This window comes from Pseudomonas sp. UBA1879 (assembly GCF_002338065.1).
Classification (GTDB): domain Bacteria; phylum Pseudomonadota; class Gammaproteobacteria; order Pseudomonadales; family Pseudomonadaceae; genus Aquipseudomonas.
In genome coordinates this window covers 171,953-187,176 of record NZ_DDHJ01000013.1, presented here as the reverse complement: position 1 = coordinate 187,176, position 15,224 = coordinate 171,953, and the positions used below count along the sequence as shown (strand labels likewise).

Sequence of the window (15,224 nt, the reverse complement as noted above, 5' to 3'; positions counted from 1 at the left end):
CGGCACTTGTTTACCACGTCACGTTTCGTGGATTTTCAGGCCGAGGCCAGGGCACCCCTGTCGGGCATCTTGTTGTACCCGGCGTGATCTTTGTCGCGCCTGTGATTGGGTATGTCGCGCAGCTTGGCATGCCGATTTTGAAGGCATGCTTCAAAAGCGACGTTGCCAATGCTGTTCGCGACTGTCATCAGCATAGACCGTGACATCTCGTGTCGCCCGACCCAGTCATCGCGAGGGAGGGGGCGACACGAAAATGGGAAGGTTCAGGCGATCAGCGGTTGTGCCGCAGAATCGAGAAATTCAGCGCGGCGGCCACGCTCAGCCAGATCAGGTAAGGAAACAGGATCAGCCCAGTGATCAGGTCGAGCGGCATGGCGACGACGATCAGCGTGGCAACGGTCAGCCAGAGCAGTGTCAGGATGACCATGCCTGCGACGATGCGGTGGGCGCCAAAGAATACCGGTGTCCACAGCGTGTTGAGGGCGATTTGCGCGGCCCACAACGCCAGCGCGATCTGGCTCTCTGGCAACAGCGTCAGGCGATAACCGGCCCACGCCAGCAGCAGATAAATGATCGTCCAGGCCACCGGGAACAACCAGTCGGGCGGGGTGAAGGCTGGTTTTTGCAGGGCTTCGTACCAGCTGCCGGGCTTGAAAATCACGCCTGTACTTGCAGCAGCGCAGCAGGCAATCAGAAAGATGTAGAAAGTCATTGGGCGTCCTTTGGCGTAAACGTTCGGGAGGGGCTGTTATTTGGGATTGGACGCTCAGCACGGCAAAAGGTCCTGCCGGATCATGGCTAGGGCGCATCCTGCGACGCGTACCACTGCGCATAGGGCGTGTTGCCGACCTTGCGCCGATTGAAATCGGGAGCGCCGTCGTCCCACCAGACCGGGCCTCGCTCACCCAGTGCAACCTTGGCCGCATCCACCTGTGCCCGCGCAGCTTTCAGTTGCGCCGAATCTTCCGCCGCCTTCGCCACCTTGACTGCGCGTCGTCCAGCCATCAATTCGTTCACCCGGCGCTGACGTTCATCTTCGTCGAGAGCAGGGTTGGAACAGCGCCAGAGCCGATCTTTCACCACAAAGTAGCGGCCGTCTGGGGTGGTGGGGTACATGTCGCATGCTCCATCGGGTCAAGGGTCTGCCGAGGCAAGCATTCGAGTGAACTTGTGCCGCCACGGCACGGCCTGATAGGGACAGCCCGCACAGGAGAGACCGTGATGAACACCGATCAATTCAACCAATACGATGCGGAACGCCTTCACCAACGCGTGGCCGACGAACTGGGCATCACCGCCGAGGAACTGAAAACCTGGATGATCAACGACATCGAGCGCGTGACCGAAGGGGGCAAGGATGTCGGGCATATGGTGGTGTTCCGTGAGTCGACGCCGCCGGAGCTGCTCGACAGAGTGCAGCACCGCCAGAGTCAGTTCACCGCCATGACCGGCGTGATCCCCCACGATTGATCAATTGGAGCGATGCATGATGAGCCAGGACAAACCGCCCGTACGCGAGAAAGAAGAAGCACCGGAAAAGAATGACGTACCTGCGCATTCCACCGAGGAAGAGAAGGAGCGGCTCAAGGACTTCAATAAAGACGGCATTCCGCCCGGGGTGAGCTGAAGCAACTGGCTTGCTGAACGGCGCCTCTTCGCGGCACTCCGCCGAGGCGCCGTCAGCCCCTGCGCCAGCGGCTGAGCGACACCCTAAAGGTGGGCAAAGCCGTCCGTCATTTAAACGCCGACGATGCCCTCACACCTTTGAAGCCTGCTGACACTGGTTCGATGTGGGCACTCAATCGACTGGCGCTAAACGGTCGACTCAAGGGTCGGCTGTTTACCAACGGGCAGCTTCACGAGCATGCTCGCTACTTTTTCCTCTATATCGTTCAGAGTCCACGGGTTGTCGAGGCACATGACATTGCTCTCGACGAGCCCTTCATAGTGATCGGCTATCACGAAAGGAAGCGTCGGATAGGCGCGAGAAAGTGTGGTCGTGAGGTCCGGTCCGTTGAGTACGCCCGGCAAATGGGCGCCTGCCACCACGATGCTGATCGTTGTCTGCGGGTGCGCTATGTACGCCATGGCTTCGCTTGCATCGTCGAAGCCTTCGGCCTCAAGCCCGAGGGTGCGGACAGCGACGAGCACGCGTTGCAGCATCGATGATTCAAAAACCACCACTGCAATACCACGAATGTCGGGGATGTCGGAGATGTCCATTGGCGAAGTCATATCGTGTCTCCCCATTCCATGTGTGAGCCCCAGCATGGCACGCCCTGAGGGGAAACATGGGATTTATTTGTCGAGCCTGGTGGGCGCTTTGGACGCCCAGTGTGGACGGGCCCTTGTCCGGCAGGGATATGCCTTAAGCCAAGCTTGAAAAACAGGGATGTTTTTACGGGAGTGAACCAATACTGGCCGGAGCGGAAGAGGTTCCTAAACCAAGACGCCCCGCACCTGATGAGGTGGAGGGGCGTCTTGGTGGCTCAGCAGGACTCTCGGCGCGAGCCTGTCAACTTAGCGGTAACGTTCCAGCCAATGGGCGTATGGCGCTGGCAAGGTCCAGGACGCGTTTTCTGCGCCCAATTCCTTGGCGGCAAAATACGCCCAGTGTGGGTCAGCCAAATGCGCTCGACCCACCGACACCAGATCCAGATGGCCGGATTCGATGGCGGTCTGTGCCAGTTGCGGCGTGCCGAAGCCCCACGCGGACGTGACCGGCAGACTGGCTTCACGACGCACGCGCTCGGCGATCGGCCCCATGAACGCCGGCCCCCACGGAATGTTGGTTTCAGGAATGGTAAACCCGACGCTCACGCTCAACAGGTCAAGACCGCCATCCTTGAAACGGCGGGCAAGCTCGATGGATTCCGAAAGGGTCTGTTCGTCGCGGCCGTCGTATTCGATAACACCGAAACGCGCGGTCAGCGGCAGGTTTTCTGGCCACACCTCGCGCACCGCCGCCAGGGTTTCCAGCAGGAAACGGCTGCGGTTGTCGAAGCTGCCGCCGTACGCGTCAGTGCGTTTGTTGGAGTGTTCGGAGAAGAAACTTTGCGCCAGGTAGCCGTGAGCGAAGTGCAGCTCGATCCATTCGAAACCGGCCTCCCGGGCGCGACGGGCGGCGTTGACGAAGTCCTCACGCACCCTGGCGATATCGGCCAGGGTCATTTCCTGAGGGACCTTCGGCAGGTTCGCGCCGAAGGCGACAGGGGAGGGGCCGAGGGTGTTCCAGCCACGCGGATCGTTTTCGGCAATGTGATCGTCGCCCTCCCAAGGACGATTGGCGCTGGCCTTGCGACCGGCATGGGCAATCTGAATGCCGGGCACGGCACCTGCGGCTTTGATCGCCTGCACCATTGGCACGAACGCTTGTGCGTGCTCGTCGCTCCAGATGCCTGCGCAACCTGGGGTAATGCGGCCTTCGGGAGACACTGCGGTCGCTTCGACCACGACCAGACCGGCGCCGCCGCGAGCCATGCTGGCCAGGTGCACGTGGTGCCAGTCGTTGACCACACCGTTGTCGGCCATGTACTGACACATCGGTGGAATCGCGATGCGATTGCGTAGGGTGACGTCCTTCAGGGTGAACGGCTCGAACAGTGCTGACATTGGGAAGTTACCTCATAAGTGTTTTTTCGCTTGTTCGATAGTATTCGAAATATAGCGTTCGAAGATAGTCCTCGTTATCATCCGCCCTATGCGCACCCATAAACATCCCATGCCCGCCGATTTCTCGCTCGAACGTCTCCTGTACGCGTTGAGCGACCCTGTACGTCTCGAAATCGTCCGCTGCTTGGCAGGGCTGGACGAAGCTTCCTGTGGGGAACTGGACGGTGGCCGGCCCAAGTCCAGCGTGTCTCACCACTTCCGCGTCCTGCGCGACGCAGGCCTCGTACACACCCGCACTGTCGGCACCACGCACATGAATTCCTTGCGTGCGGCAGAATTGGAACAGCGCTTTCCGGGATTGTTGAAGAGTATTTTGGCGCAGGACTGAATGACGCTTGACTCAAAGGTCTTGAGTCCTCCTGTTGAGCCGCTGCCGCAAGCCTGCGCACCGTCAAGTGCATCGTTAGCCTCGCCAGAGCCATCTGCTGGGGGAGAACCCGCTCTGCAAGAAATGCGCGCGCAAAGGCGTTCGGACAATGACCACGGGTGATGTTGAAGCAGCAATGACCGATGCATTGCGTTCATGCCACCCGTCCGGCATTTAGCCGTTGGTCATGGCAATATGATTCCACCGCTCCGAAAAAAACCGCCAACCGCTTACAATCGCCCCCCGTACCGCATTTCCGACAGACCAGGCAGTTTATGGCGCTCGACCCCATCACGATGTTGACCCTCTCGATCGCGCTCGCCGCTGCTGCTGCGCTGTACCTGGCCGCGGAGTGGCGGCATGTTCGGGAGGCTTCGCTGCTGTTCTGGAGCGCCGGGTTCGCCACGATCAGCCTCGGCTCCACGCTCGCGCTGTTACGCAGTAGCGGCATCCTGCTGGTCGGCATCTGGTTCGCCAACGGCTTGCTGGTGACAGCGCATTGGCTGTTTTTGCTGGGCGTGGCCCGATTTACCGAGGCGCGGCTGCCGCGGAGCTGGTACGGGATTTTTGCTGTTTGGGTAGCGATGTTGCTGCTGCCGGAAGGGCCGTGGTGGTCGAAAGTCATGCTGCTGGTGAATTCGGCGCTCGTGGCGCTGATGATGTTCAAGGCCAGCGCGTTGTTGCGCCCACACGGCAAATCCCTGAGTGTCGGGGCCGGGCAACTGCGATACGTATTGTTGGGGCACGGCCTGTTTTATCTGGCCAAGGCGATCACTGCAGCGATGCCGGGCACGCTGATCGACCTGGCGGCGTTTCGTGGCGAAATCATTCAGATTTCTCTGGTGGAAGGCGCGATGGCAATCATGTTGATCGCGCTCTCGATGACCGGCTCGGAACGCTATCGCCGGGAAAAACGCATCGAACGACTGGCCGCTCGGGATCCGCTGACCGCCCTGTACAACCGGCGTGCGCTGGACGTCCGGGCGCCGCGTCTGCTGGAAGACGTTTGCGCGTCACGACCGGGCGCGCTGTTGCTGATCGACATCGACCACTTCAAGTCTGTCAACGACCTGTTCGGGCACATCGCCGGCGACCGGTTGTTGATCATGCTCAGCGAGATCATCCGTTCCGCCTTGCCTAATAGGGCGCTGGCGGCCCGACTGGGCGGGGATGAATTCGTGATCCTGTTGGGTGACACCTCCAGCGCGCAGATCACCGAACTGGGCAGCGCGCTGCGCGAACGTTTCCACGACGCCACTCAGTCATTCGCCACGCCGCAGCCGGTGACATTGAGCATTGGTGCAAGCTTGTTCGACCAGACCCCGGCCAGTCTTTCCGCCTTGATCGAGCAGGGCGATGCCGCGTTGTACGCGTCCAAGCGCGGCGGCCGCGACAGCGTGCGTGTGGTGGATCGCACGCAGGTGAGCGAAGGATTGCTTCAGACCCCCTGACGCGTCGTTTGGCGGAAAAATGTCCCCCGTCCGAATCTTCGGCCACGGCCCCGTTTATGGTCTGAAGATTGCTCAAGGGTGAGGGCAAGGGCGACGATTGCCGAAATTTGACGTTTACGCCCGTTTGCAACCCTCCCGGACATTTGAATCGACGCGCTCACAACGGGGCGTGTCATGGAGCCAGCCTTGAGCACCCTCTCGGAAATTGCAGCAAATTTGTTGAAGCGTGAACGTATGACTGAGGGTTCCAGCGCGAATGGTATGGCGCAGGACGCAATGGGTTGGGAGCAATTGATGGCGCTTTCCAAGGAAAAAGACGTACACAAGTGGCAGGCCGCGTTGAGCGAAATGATCAGTCATGCGCCGGGAAAACGTCGCGTGACGGTCCTGCGGGTGATCGAAGGGGGCTTGTCCTGACGATCAACGCTGTCCGTTGAGCGCTATTCATGGGCTCATTGGCGTTAGCCGGCACTGGATCAAGGGGGTAAAGTCGCCACACTGTCCCTTGCCATGACCGGATGTCACCAATGAGCCGTCCCCGCTTTCTCCCCGACAATTTCACCCTCACCCTCGTGGCCGTGGTAATCATCGCCAGTGTGTTGCCTGCCAGCGGCCAAGTCGCCGTGGGCTTTGGCTGGCTGACCAACGTTGCCATCGCGCTGCTGTTCTTCTTGCACGGCGCCAAACTGTCCAGAGAGTCGATCATCGCGGGGGCCGGACACTGGCGTTTGCACCTGCTGGTCTTCAGCCTGACGTTCGTGGTGTTTCCGCTGCTGGGGCTGGCGCTCAAGCCCGTGCTCACGCCGCTCATCGGCCATGACCTTTACATGGGCATCCTTTATCTGTGCGCCTTGCCGGCCACGGTGCAGTCGGCGATCGCCTTTACGTCGCTGGCGCGGGGCAACGTTCCTGCGGCGATTTGCAGCGCGGCGGCGTCCAGCCTGTTTGGCATTTTCATCACACCGCTGCTGGTGACGTTGTTGCTGAATGTCCACGGCGATGGCGGCTCCACCCTCGATGCGATCGTGAAGATCAGCATTCAATTGCTGCTGCCGTTCGTGGCCGGTCAGATTGCCCGCCGCTGGATCGGGGACTGGGTCGGGCGCAACAAGTCCTGGCTGAAATACGTCGATCAGGGCTCGATTCTGTTGGTGGTGTACGGGGCGTTCAGCGAAGCGGTGAACGAAGGCCTCTGGCACAAGATTCCGTTGTGGGATCTGATCGGGCTGGTGGTCGTGTGCGGTGTGGTGTTGGCGCTGGTCCTGATGATATCGACGCTGCTGGGCAAGTTGTTCGGTTTCGGCATCGAAGACCGCATCACCATCCTGTTTTGCGGCTCGAAGAAGAGCCTCGCCACCGGCGTACCGATGGCTCAAGTGCTGTTCGCCGGCAGCACCATCGGCGTGCTGATCTTGCCCCTGATGCTGTTTCATCAGATTCAGCTGATGGTCTGTGCAGTGCTCGCCCAACGTTACGCCAAACGGCAGGACTCGGTGTCCGAGATCATGGCGCAGGTCGATCCCTGAGCTGCGTCGGCCTGCATCGAAACCGTAACGGCAGGACGCCGGAGTTGTGTCCTGTCACAGCCAGGTACCCAGCCTGAAACAATTCGGTAAACGTCTGTTGGTAACGTCCGGGATCATTTTGATATCAGCGGCGGACGTTCCTTCATGGCTACCCCACTCGAAACGGTCACTTCCTTCTATAAGAATATCCTCGGCCGCGAGGGCTCCAGCAGCGAAATCGCCTATTGGGTCGGGCGTATCGACAGCGGCGTCGAAACCGTGGCCGATGTGGTATCCGCTTTCGCCCTGTCGGCCGAGGCCGCGACTCAGGTCGCGCCCATCGTCAATCTTTACTTCACCGCGTTTGGTCGCGTGCCGGACGCCGCAGGCTTGCACTATTGGGTCAACGCCCAGCAGAACGGCCTGAGCCTGGGCAACATCGCCCAAGCGTTCACGCAATCTCAGGAGTTCGCTCAGACCGTCAGTGCCGATAACACCGCGTTCGTCACTGCCCTTTATCAACACGCACTGGGGCGCACGCCGGATGCCGACGGCCTGAGTTACTGGGCCGCGCAACTGGCCAACGGCCTGAGCCGCGATCAACTGCTGACGTCGATCAGCAGCTCCCAGGAAACCCAGACCACCACCGCCGTGAAAACCCAGATCGTACTGACCTACAACGGTTTGCTGGGCCGCTCGCCGTCGGAAGCCGAGGTGCAGAGCATTGTGCAGAACCCGGGTGGTAAATCACCAATCGAGTTGATCAAGGAAACGGCCAATCATCTGATCGCCTCAGGCGGCACGTCGCCGACGCCACCGAGCAACCCGACGACCCCAACCGAAGCGATTTTCACACCGCACGAAGGCAGCACGTCCGGTTCGTCCGATGCGTCCGGGGCTGTGGCGTGGGGCGATAAATACATGATCGTCGGCGATGACGAATCCAACGTGTTGCGTGTCTACGATCGCGCGGGCGGCGACGCTTTGGTGGAGTGGGATTACAGCCAGGTCACCGGCAGCACCGATGAAGTCGACATGGAAGCATTGACCCTGGTTGGCGACACGCTTTACATCACTGGCTCCCACAGCAACACCAAAAAAGGGGTCGATGCCGACAGCCGTGAGATTCTGTTCAGCGTCAAAGTAAGCGGCATGGGCGCTGCGACCACCTTTGATTATCAAGGTAAGTTCACCGGCTTCGAAGCGGCGCTGGTGGCCTGGGATAATGGGGGTGCCAGCGGTCATCCTGCGGGCTATTTCGGGTTTGCCGCGTCGTCCGGACCAGGGCTCGCGCCGGAGAACACCAACGGTTTTTCAATCGAAGGCATGACCACCTCCATCGATGATTCCGAGCTATGGCTCGGTTTTCGCGCCCCCCAGACCGACACCACGACCCGCGACAAGGCACTGATTGTTCCCGTGACCAATTATCAGGCAGTGCTGGCCGACTCGGGCATGAGCGTTGCGCCGACCTTTGGAGCGGCTATCGAGCTGAACCTGGGCGGCCGAGGCATTCGCTCCATTGACAAGGCTGCAGACGGCAGCGGCTACCTGATCATAGCGGGCCCGTCTGGCGTGGCGACCGACGCTGTGACCAACGACTTCCGCCTGTACACCTGGGACGGAAAACCTGAAGATCCGCCAGTGGAGCTGAACAACAATCTTGACGCGCTGCTCAAAGCCACCGGTGGCAGCTTCGAATCCATCGTGTCCCCTGCAAGCATCAAGCCCGGCACTCAGATTCAATTGCTGCAGGACAACGGCGACACCCTCTGGCCCGGCCAGACTGAAGTGTCGAAAGACTTGAAACCCGCCGACCAGCAATTCAAGGGCAACGTGATTACGCTGGGGTCGCCGGTGGAGGATCACACCGCGCCTTCATTGGTAGCGGCTTCTCCTGCCAACAACAGCGAGGGGTTGCCGATCAGCAGCGCATTGACCCTGACGTTCGACGAAGGCGTTGCGTTCGGCACCGGGGCAATTGAGTTGCAGGATGCCAACGGCGCGACGGTGCAGCGCTTCAAGGCGGGCGATGCGGGTGTGAAAGTCGACTACAACACAATCATTCTGCAGCCGACTGTTAAGCTCAAACCCGATACGCCATACAAGCTGGTGATCAATGACCACGCCGTGACCGATCACTCAGACAATGCATTGGCGAGCTCCAGTATCGGGTTCACAACCGGCGATGCGCCGCACTACAGCATCCTGATCTCGGAGGTGAACTCCAACGCCAAAGGCGGCGATTTTTTCGAGCTCTACAACTACGGCACGGCAGCCATCGATTTGAGTGGCTGGAAGATGAATGACGAAGCGGGCAGTTTCAGCAGCGCCGTCGCATTACCTTCCGGACTGAGTCTGGCAGCGGGGCAGACGCTGGTGGTGCTCTCGAACGGTGACGATGTCGCAAAATTCAAAACGGCATGGGGCCTGTCAGACAACGCCAATGTGATCAGTATCAGCGGGCCAGGACTGGGCAAGGAAGATGCCGTGATTGTGTTCGACGCCCACGGTAACGTGGCTACGGCGTTTGACTACGACACAGACCCTGTCCTCGCTTCCGATGGCTCGGTGCTCGCGATCCAGGCCCCGGCCACGAATGATAATTTCAAGGACGGTGAGCACGCCGGTGCCGCGTATGGCAGTACGGCCACGGCTTCGGCAGTGTGGGATGGTGTGTCGGTCAGTGATCCGCATTACATCGGAGCGGTGGCGGGGCAGTATGGCTCGTTCACGCCCGCCGCCAACCCAACGTCGATCGGCTCACCAAGCTACGTCCCGATCGTCCAAACCGGCGCATTGAGCGTGCACACTGAAATCCAGGCCGGCTGAGTAACCGTCCGTTAACGGTTGATGCTGAACCTGTAGCAGCTGCCGGAGTTACGACGGCCGCGAAGCGGTCAGGGGCTTCGCACGGGCCTGCCTGAACCGCCGCCCTCGCGGCCGTCCTCACCCAGCGCGTCTCCTCACGCGCTCGGGTGAGGGCGAGCCCGTGTCAGCCTTGCGCCTCTTCCAACTGCGCTTCGTATTCCTTCTGATACTGGCTGGCGAGCGACACTTTCTCCTTGTCGCCCAACAACTTCCCGGCCTGTTGAAAAAACTTGTGTTCCTCTTCCTCAAGGTGGTGATGCACCTTTTCGGCGAGTTTCTTGGCGGTGGCCAGCCAGGCCGGACTGGACATCTCGGTTTCGTCCAGCTCTTCCATCATCTCGTCCATCTCATGATGCTCGGATATGGCATGACGGCTGGGATCCACGCCGTTCTCGGTCTGCATCAGCGGAATATAGAAGAAGCGCTCTTCAGCGGTCTCATGGGCGTGCAATTCGGCCCTCAGCAGCTTATAGACTTCGGCGCGCTCCTCGCTGTCACCGTGTGTCTTGATCAATGCATCGGCGTAGCCGCGCTGACGTTCATGGCTTTCTCTCAGGGCTTCGAAGATGTTCACGGTGTCGTCCTCACATTGCTGATCAATATGTATGGCTAGACAGCATCACGTAAACGAGCGTTCAACCGCGGTCGCCGCCGTTGGGGCGGCATAAGCTTAGAACCATACGTTTCTTTCATAATTCTCAGCAGTTTTTATAATCAAAACGACTTTTTTTCTTCGCGCTCATGCCATCCGGATCTGAGCGTTTTCGCTGTCCAGCCATTCCAGGGATCGTCATGTCCGTTCGTAAACTTTTCGTCGCCGCCGCATTGCTGCTGGCGACCGCTACCGCCCACGCCGAGCAGGTCATCAACATCGGCTACCAACGTTCTTCGACGCTGTGGATCCTGCTGAAAAACGACGGGCAGCTGGAGCAGCGCCTCAAGCCGTTGGGCTTCACAGTGAACTGGCATGAATTCAGTAGCGGGTTGTTGAGCGCGATGAATGCCGGGAGTGTCGATTTGCACGCTGACGTGGCCGATGCCTTCGCGCTGTTCACTCAAGCGGCGAACACGCCGTTGACCTATTACGCGCGTGAGAATCCTTCGCCGACTGCGCAGGCAATCATTGTCCAGGACAACTCGCCGATTCACAGCGTCGCAGACCTTAAGGGCAAAAGTGTGGCGGTGTCGAAAGGCTCGGGCAGTAACTTCCTGCTGATCTCGGCCCTCAAGAAAGCCGGTCTGACCCTGGCTGACATCAAGCCGGTCTACCTGGAAGCGCCGGACGGCGTGGCCGCATTCTCCAGCGGCAACGTCGATGCCTGGGCGATCTGGGACCCGTTCCTGGCCACCCAACAACGTGAACACCATGTTCGCGTGCTGGCCGACGGCACCCATGATGTTGCGAACTACAACCGGTTTTATGTCGCCAACACCCGCTTCGCCAAGGCTCATCCCGAGGTGCTGCAAGTGGTGTTCGACACCCTTCACGACGCCGGGCAGTGGGTCAAAGGCCATCCGCAAGAAGCCGCGAAGAACCTGGCGCCGCTGTGGGGCAATATTCCGACCGAGACCGTGGAGCTCGCCAACAGCCGTCGCAGCTACGACATCGTGCCGGTCAAAATCGATCAGCTTGCCGAGCAGCAGCGCATCGCCGATTACTACTACGAAGCCAAGTTGATTCCAAAACCGCTGAAGATTTCCGACATCGCGGTGTGGGTGCCGAAAGCCAAATCCGAATAAGACAGGAGCGCATTCATGAGTCGCCAAATTCACCTCTCTGCGTTCCTGCTGAGCGGGCCGGTCATCCACAGTCACGCGGCCTGGCGTCATCCGGAAACCCTCGGCAATTACCTCGACCCTGACTACTATGCGCGCACCGCTCGCGTGGTAGAGGAAGGCCTGTTCGATTTCCTGTTCTTCGCCGACCGGCTGGCGGTAGGCGATCAGATGGGCGGGTCGAGAGACATCGCCCTGCGTTACGGCGCACAGGACGCCACGCGCCTTGATCCGCTGCCGATCCTGTCCTATCTGGTGGGGCAAACGAGCAAGCTGGGCCTGGGCGCCACCCGTTCGACCACTTACTTCGAACCCGCGCACATCGCGCGCGAGTTCGCGACCCTTGATCACCTGTCCAAAGGCCGGGCAGCGTGGAACATTGTCACGTCGATGAACGACAGCGAAGGGCGCCTGTTCGGCAAGGACAAGCACCTGGAACATGACCTGCGCTACGACCGCGCCGACGAGTTTGTCGAAGTCGCGCTGAAACTCTGGCGCAGCTGGGCACCGGGCGCATTGAAGCTCGACCGGGAAAGCGGCGTACTGGCCGATCCTGGCCTGATCACCTCGGTGCAGCATCGGGGGGAGTGGTTCAAGGTCGAAGGCCCGCTGAACATCCCGCGCACGCCTCAAGGACGACCGGTGTTGATTCAGGCCGGATCGTCAGGGCGTGGACGGCGTTTCGGCGCGCGCTGGGCCGAGGCAATCTTCACCATCCACCCGCATCTCAAGGCCATGCACGCGTTCCGCAAAGACGTGCGCGGGCAGGTCGTACAACAAGGGCGCGATGCCGACAGTTGCAAGGTGCTGACGGCGGTGATGCCATTCATTGGCGGCACTGAGGCTGAAGCGCGGGCCAAGCGCGACCAGCACAACGCCTTGGCACGTCCTGAGTTGGGTTTGGTGACCCTGGCCTCGCAACTGAACGTCGACCTGTCGCCGTTTCCGCTGTCGGCCACGCTGGCGGACATCGCCAAAGCACCGTCGATTCACCCGGCAGCGGCCGAGAAACTGCTGATGCAGGGGGCCGACACCACGCTGGAAGAGCTGGGCCGGATCTTTGCCAGCAGCGTGCGCGTGCCGCAACTGGTGGGCACCGGGGCGCAGATCGCCGATCAACTGGCAGAGATGTTCACCCAGGGCGGGTGCGACGGTTTCGTGATTTCCCCTGCGTATCTGCCGGGGTCGTTCAGTGAGTTCGTTGAAAGCGTGATCCCGCATCTTCAGCGCAAGGGGCTGTTCCGCACGGCCTATGAAGGCTCGACGTTACGCGAGCATTTGGGTCTGTCGGCGCTGGAGGACTGAACGCCTGCCGTGAACCCTCAGCATGCCCTCTGTGGCAGTGAGCTTGCTCCCGAAACGGCCAATCAACCCCACACAGCTGTGGTGACTGAAAGTCAGCCTTCGTGAGCAAGCTCCCTCCCTCAAGTATTCAGTGGTGGTTGTTATGCGGTGTGAGAAAAAATCTGCACGCCGTACAGCGATCTGACAGCATCCCCCGGTCGATCACGGGCTGACATCTGAACCCGCCTGCGTATGATGGGCCCGACGTTTTTCTCAAAGGGCCCGTTTTCAATGATGAAGTTTTTTGCTGCGCTGCTCTGTGTGTTCACAGGCTTCGCCCATGCCGAATCCGCGTTGCTCACCGATCTGGCGCTGCCTTATCTCGCAGCGGCCCCCGCCGATTCCAAAGACAAACCTCTGATCATCTTCCTGCACGGCTACGGCAGCGATGAACGTGACTTGTTTGGTATCAGGGACGAGCTGTCGCCGGATTACACCTTTCTCTCAGTGCGGGCGCCGCTGGAGGTTGATGGCGGGGGCTACAAGTGGTTCACCCAGGACGCCGATCAGGCCGAGTACGAGGGCGTGACCAGCGACGTGGACAAAAGCACCGACACCCTCAGAACGTTCATCGAGCAAGCCACGGAAAAATACGGCACTCAGCCAAACAAGGTGGTTTTGGTGGGGTTCAGTCAGGGCGCGATGATGAGTTATCAGATCGGACTGCAACACCCTGACCTGGTGCGAGGGATCGCGCCGCTGAGTGGCAAGATCCTGGCGGCACTCCACGCACGGCTGAAACCGGACGATCGCCTCAAGCCGTTGAAGGTCTTCATCGGTCATGGTTCGGCGGACACCCGCGTTCCGTTCTCCGGCGCGACCGAAGCGCGCACGGTGCTGGAAAACCTGCTGATCAATCCTGAGTTTCATGCATACGCCGGGGCGGGGCACACCATCACCTCTGCTGAGGTGGCGGATTTGAAGCGCTGGATTGAGGCTGTGTTGAAGTAGCGATCGCTACCCCTCAACACAGACTCCCTCTGGGGGCGAATGAATTCGCTCCTACAGAGGGGAATCGCGTGACATCAGCCAGTCAGCGACGAACCGGTTACAACCCCTGACTCACCCGAATCAACTCGTATGCCCGCCGCGCCAGCGGGTTCACGGTGTTGGGCCGAATCCACAGGTGATACGTCACGTCGGGCATTCTCGGCAGCCCGTCGGCTTCGCCCAGCACCCGCATGTCCGGGCCGAGCATTTCCATGCTGCGCGCCGTTACCCCCAGTCCTGCGCGGGTTGCGGCCTTGATGCCGATGAGGTTCGAGGCCAGGTACGCCTGGCGCCAGGCAATGTTCGCCCGCTCCAGCGCCTCGATGGCGTAGCGCCGATAGATGCTCGGCTCATCCACCAGAATCAGCGGAATCGGCTCACCCGGCACGTGCTGGTACTGCGCCGAGCAGATCCACCATACCGGCGATGTCCTCAGTGCAAAGCCTTCCAAGCCTGGGTCTTCGCGGGTGGAGATCACCATGTCGACCTTGCCGCGGTGCAGATCGTCCATCAGAAACGGGCTGCGCCCCACGTCGATCTCCAGCCGCAGTTTCGGCGCCGAGCGGGCGATGTGGCTCAGGATCGGCGGCAGAATGGTGTCGGCGATGTCGTGAGGGGAGCCGATGCGCAGCACGCCGCTAAGGCTGCTCTCACGCAGGGAATTGAGCGCGTCGTCGTTGAGCGAGAGCATCTGCCGGGCATGGCGTAAAAGCTGGCGGCCCGGCTCGGTGAGCTGCTTCTGCCGACCCTGTTTCTGAAACAGGCTCACGCCGATCTGCTGTTCCAGACGCTGCATGTGCTGGGTCACCGATGACTGCGTGCGCGACAACTGCGCGCCGGCCCCGGCGAAGCTGTGATGGTCGACAACGGCGACGAAGGTGCGCAGCAGTTCGAGATCGAGGGTGTCGGACATTTGGACTCACTTATCAGTCAGGTCGAAGCGCGGCCCTCTGTAGGAGTGAGCTTGCTCGCGATAGCGTAGCGTCAAGCAAATCATAGGCATTGACACACCGCTATCGCGAGCAAGCTCACTCCTACAAGAGCTGAATTCCATCAATCGGAATGCAGAATACATTACGGATTTTTATGCTTTGGAGCAGCATTCTCTTCGTAAATATCAACGGCGCCCCGAAATACGGGGCTTATAACTGATCATGCAAATCGCCGAAATCAGAAAGTTATAACCATATTTGATATTTTCATTTCCGTTGCTCCGATACGCTCCCTAGGATGCGAGTCATGACGAGG

At 60.1% G+C, this 15,224-nt stretch carries 16 protein-coding genes; 10 read left to right on the top strand and 6 right to left on the bottom strand.

What is annotated here, in order from left to right:
* Window positions 1-271: 271 nt before the first annotated feature.
* Complete coding sequence (tspO, locus tag B3N48_RS12810; RefSeq protein ID WP_296184105.1) at window positions 272-712, bottom strand: tryptophan-rich sensory protein TspO; 441 nt, start codon at window positions 710-712, stop codon at window positions 272-274.
* 86 nt (window positions 713-798) lie between these two features.
* The gene (locus tag B3N48_RS12805; protein WP_296184104.1) at window positions 799-1,116 is read right to left on the bottom strand and encodes a hypothetical protein; all 318 of its coding nucleotides are present in this window, start codon (window positions 1,114-1,116) and stop codon (window positions 799-801) included.
* A 105-nt stretch (window positions 1,117-1,221) separates the two neighbouring features.
* Here B3N48_RS12805 and B3N48_RS12800 point away from each other — a divergent pair, with 105 nt between their 5' ends.
* Window positions 1,222-1,470 (top strand): hypothetical protein, encoded by a 249-nt coding sequence (locus B3N48_RS12800; protein WP_296184103.1) that lies wholly within the window; start codon window positions 1,222-1,224, stop codon window positions 1,468-1,470.
* Between the two features lie 16 nt (window positions 1,471-1,486).
* Window positions 1,487-1,627, top strand: coding sequence for a hypothetical protein (locus B3N48_RS12795; protein ID WP_296184489.1), 141 nt, complete (start codon window positions 1,487-1,489; stop codon window positions 1,625-1,627).
* Between the two features lie 185 nt (window positions 1,628-1,812).
* Here B3N48_RS12795 and B3N48_RS12790 read toward each other — a convergent pair whose 3' ends face one another.
* A complete protein-coding gene (locus B3N48_RS12790) occupies window positions 1,813-2,223 on the bottom strand; it encodes a hypothetical protein (RefSeq protein WP_296184102.1) in 411 nt (136 codons plus the stop codon).
* Window positions 2,224-2,520: 297 nt separating this feature from the next.
* Window positions 2,521-3,612: an NADH:flavin oxidoreductase/NADH oxidase gene (locus tag B3N48_RS12785; RefSeq protein ID WP_296184101.1), complete on the bottom strand. Its 1,092-nt coding sequence runs from the start codon at window positions 3,610-3,612 to the stop codon at window positions 2,521-2,523.
* 88 nt (window positions 3,613-3,700) lie between these two features.
* Here B3N48_RS12785 and B3N48_RS12780 point away from each other — a divergent pair, with 88 nt between their 5' ends.
* The 5 genes from B3N48_RS12780 (at window position 3,701) to B3N48_RS12760 (ending at window position 9,827) form a co-directional block, all read left to right on the top strand.
* Window positions 3,701-4,000 (top strand): ArsR/SmtB family transcription factor, encoded by a 300-nt coding sequence (locus B3N48_RS12780; RefSeq protein ID WP_296184099.1) that lies wholly within the window; start codon window positions 3,701-3,703, stop codon window positions 3,998-4,000.
* Window positions 4,001-4,314: 314 nt separating this feature from the next.
* Window positions 4,315-5,490: a GGDEF domain-containing protein gene (locus B3N48_RS12775; protein ID WP_296184097.1), complete on the top strand. Its 1,176-nt coding sequence runs from the start codon at window positions 4,315-4,317 to the stop codon at window positions 5,488-5,490.
* A gap of 186 nt (window positions 5,491-5,676) precedes the next feature.
* Window positions 5,677-5,907 (top strand): hypothetical protein, encoded by a 231-nt coding sequence (locus tag B3N48_RS12770; protein WP_296184095.1) that lies wholly within the window; start codon window positions 5,677-5,679, stop codon window positions 5,905-5,907.
* A 110-nt stretch (window positions 5,908-6,017) separates the two neighbouring features.
* Window positions 6,018-7,016: a bile acid:sodium symporter family protein gene (locus B3N48_RS12765; RefSeq protein WP_296184093.1), complete on the top strand. Its 999-nt coding sequence runs from the start codon at window positions 6,018-6,020 to the stop codon at window positions 7,014-7,016.
* Window positions 7,017-7,160: 144 nt separating this feature from the next.
* Entirely contained in the window at window positions 7,161-9,827 is a 2,667-nt protein-coding gene (locus B3N48_RS12760; protein ID WP_296184090.1) for a DUF3616 domain-containing protein, read from the top strand.
* A 163-nt stretch (window positions 9,828-9,990) separates the two neighbouring features.
* Here B3N48_RS12760 and B3N48_RS12755 read toward each other — a convergent pair whose 3' ends face one another.
* Entirely contained in the window at window positions 9,991-10,440 is a 450-nt protein-coding gene (locus B3N48_RS12755; protein WP_296184088.1) for a hemerythrin domain-containing protein, read from the bottom strand.
* Window positions 10,441-10,658: 218 nt separating this feature from the next.
* Here B3N48_RS12755 and B3N48_RS12750 point away from each other — a divergent pair, with 218 nt between their 5' ends.
* The 3 genes from B3N48_RS12750 to B3N48_RS12740 all read left to right on the top strand — a co-directional run bounded on the left by B3N48_RS12750 (window position 10,659) and on the right by B3N48_RS12740 (window position 13,937).
* Window positions 10,659-11,606, top strand: coding sequence for an aliphatic sulfonate ABC transporter substrate-binding protein (locus B3N48_RS12750; RefSeq protein WP_296184086.1), 948 nt, complete (start codon window positions 10,659-10,661; stop codon window positions 11,604-11,606).
* A gap of 15 nt (window positions 11,607-11,621) precedes the next feature.
* A complete protein-coding gene (locus tag B3N48_RS12745) occupies window positions 11,622-12,947 on the top strand; it encodes an LLM class flavin-dependent oxidoreductase (protein ID WP_296184085.1) in 1,326 nt (441 codons plus the stop codon).
* 270 nt (window positions 12,948-13,217) lie between these two features.
* The gene (locus B3N48_RS12740; protein ID WP_296184084.1) at window positions 13,218-13,937 is read left to right on the top strand and encodes an alpha/beta hydrolase; all 720 of its coding nucleotides are present in this window, start codon (window positions 13,218-13,220) and stop codon (window positions 13,935-13,937) included.
* Window positions 13,938-14,034: 97 nt separating this feature from the next.
* Here B3N48_RS12740 and B3N48_RS12735 read toward each other — a convergent pair whose 3' ends face one another.
* Window positions 14,035-14,889: a LysR substrate-binding domain-containing protein gene (locus B3N48_RS12735; RefSeq protein ID WP_296184082.1), complete on the bottom strand. Its 855-nt coding sequence runs from the start codon at window positions 14,887-14,889 to the stop codon at window positions 14,035-14,037.
* Between the last annotated feature and the right edge of the window lie 335 nt (window positions 14,890-15,224).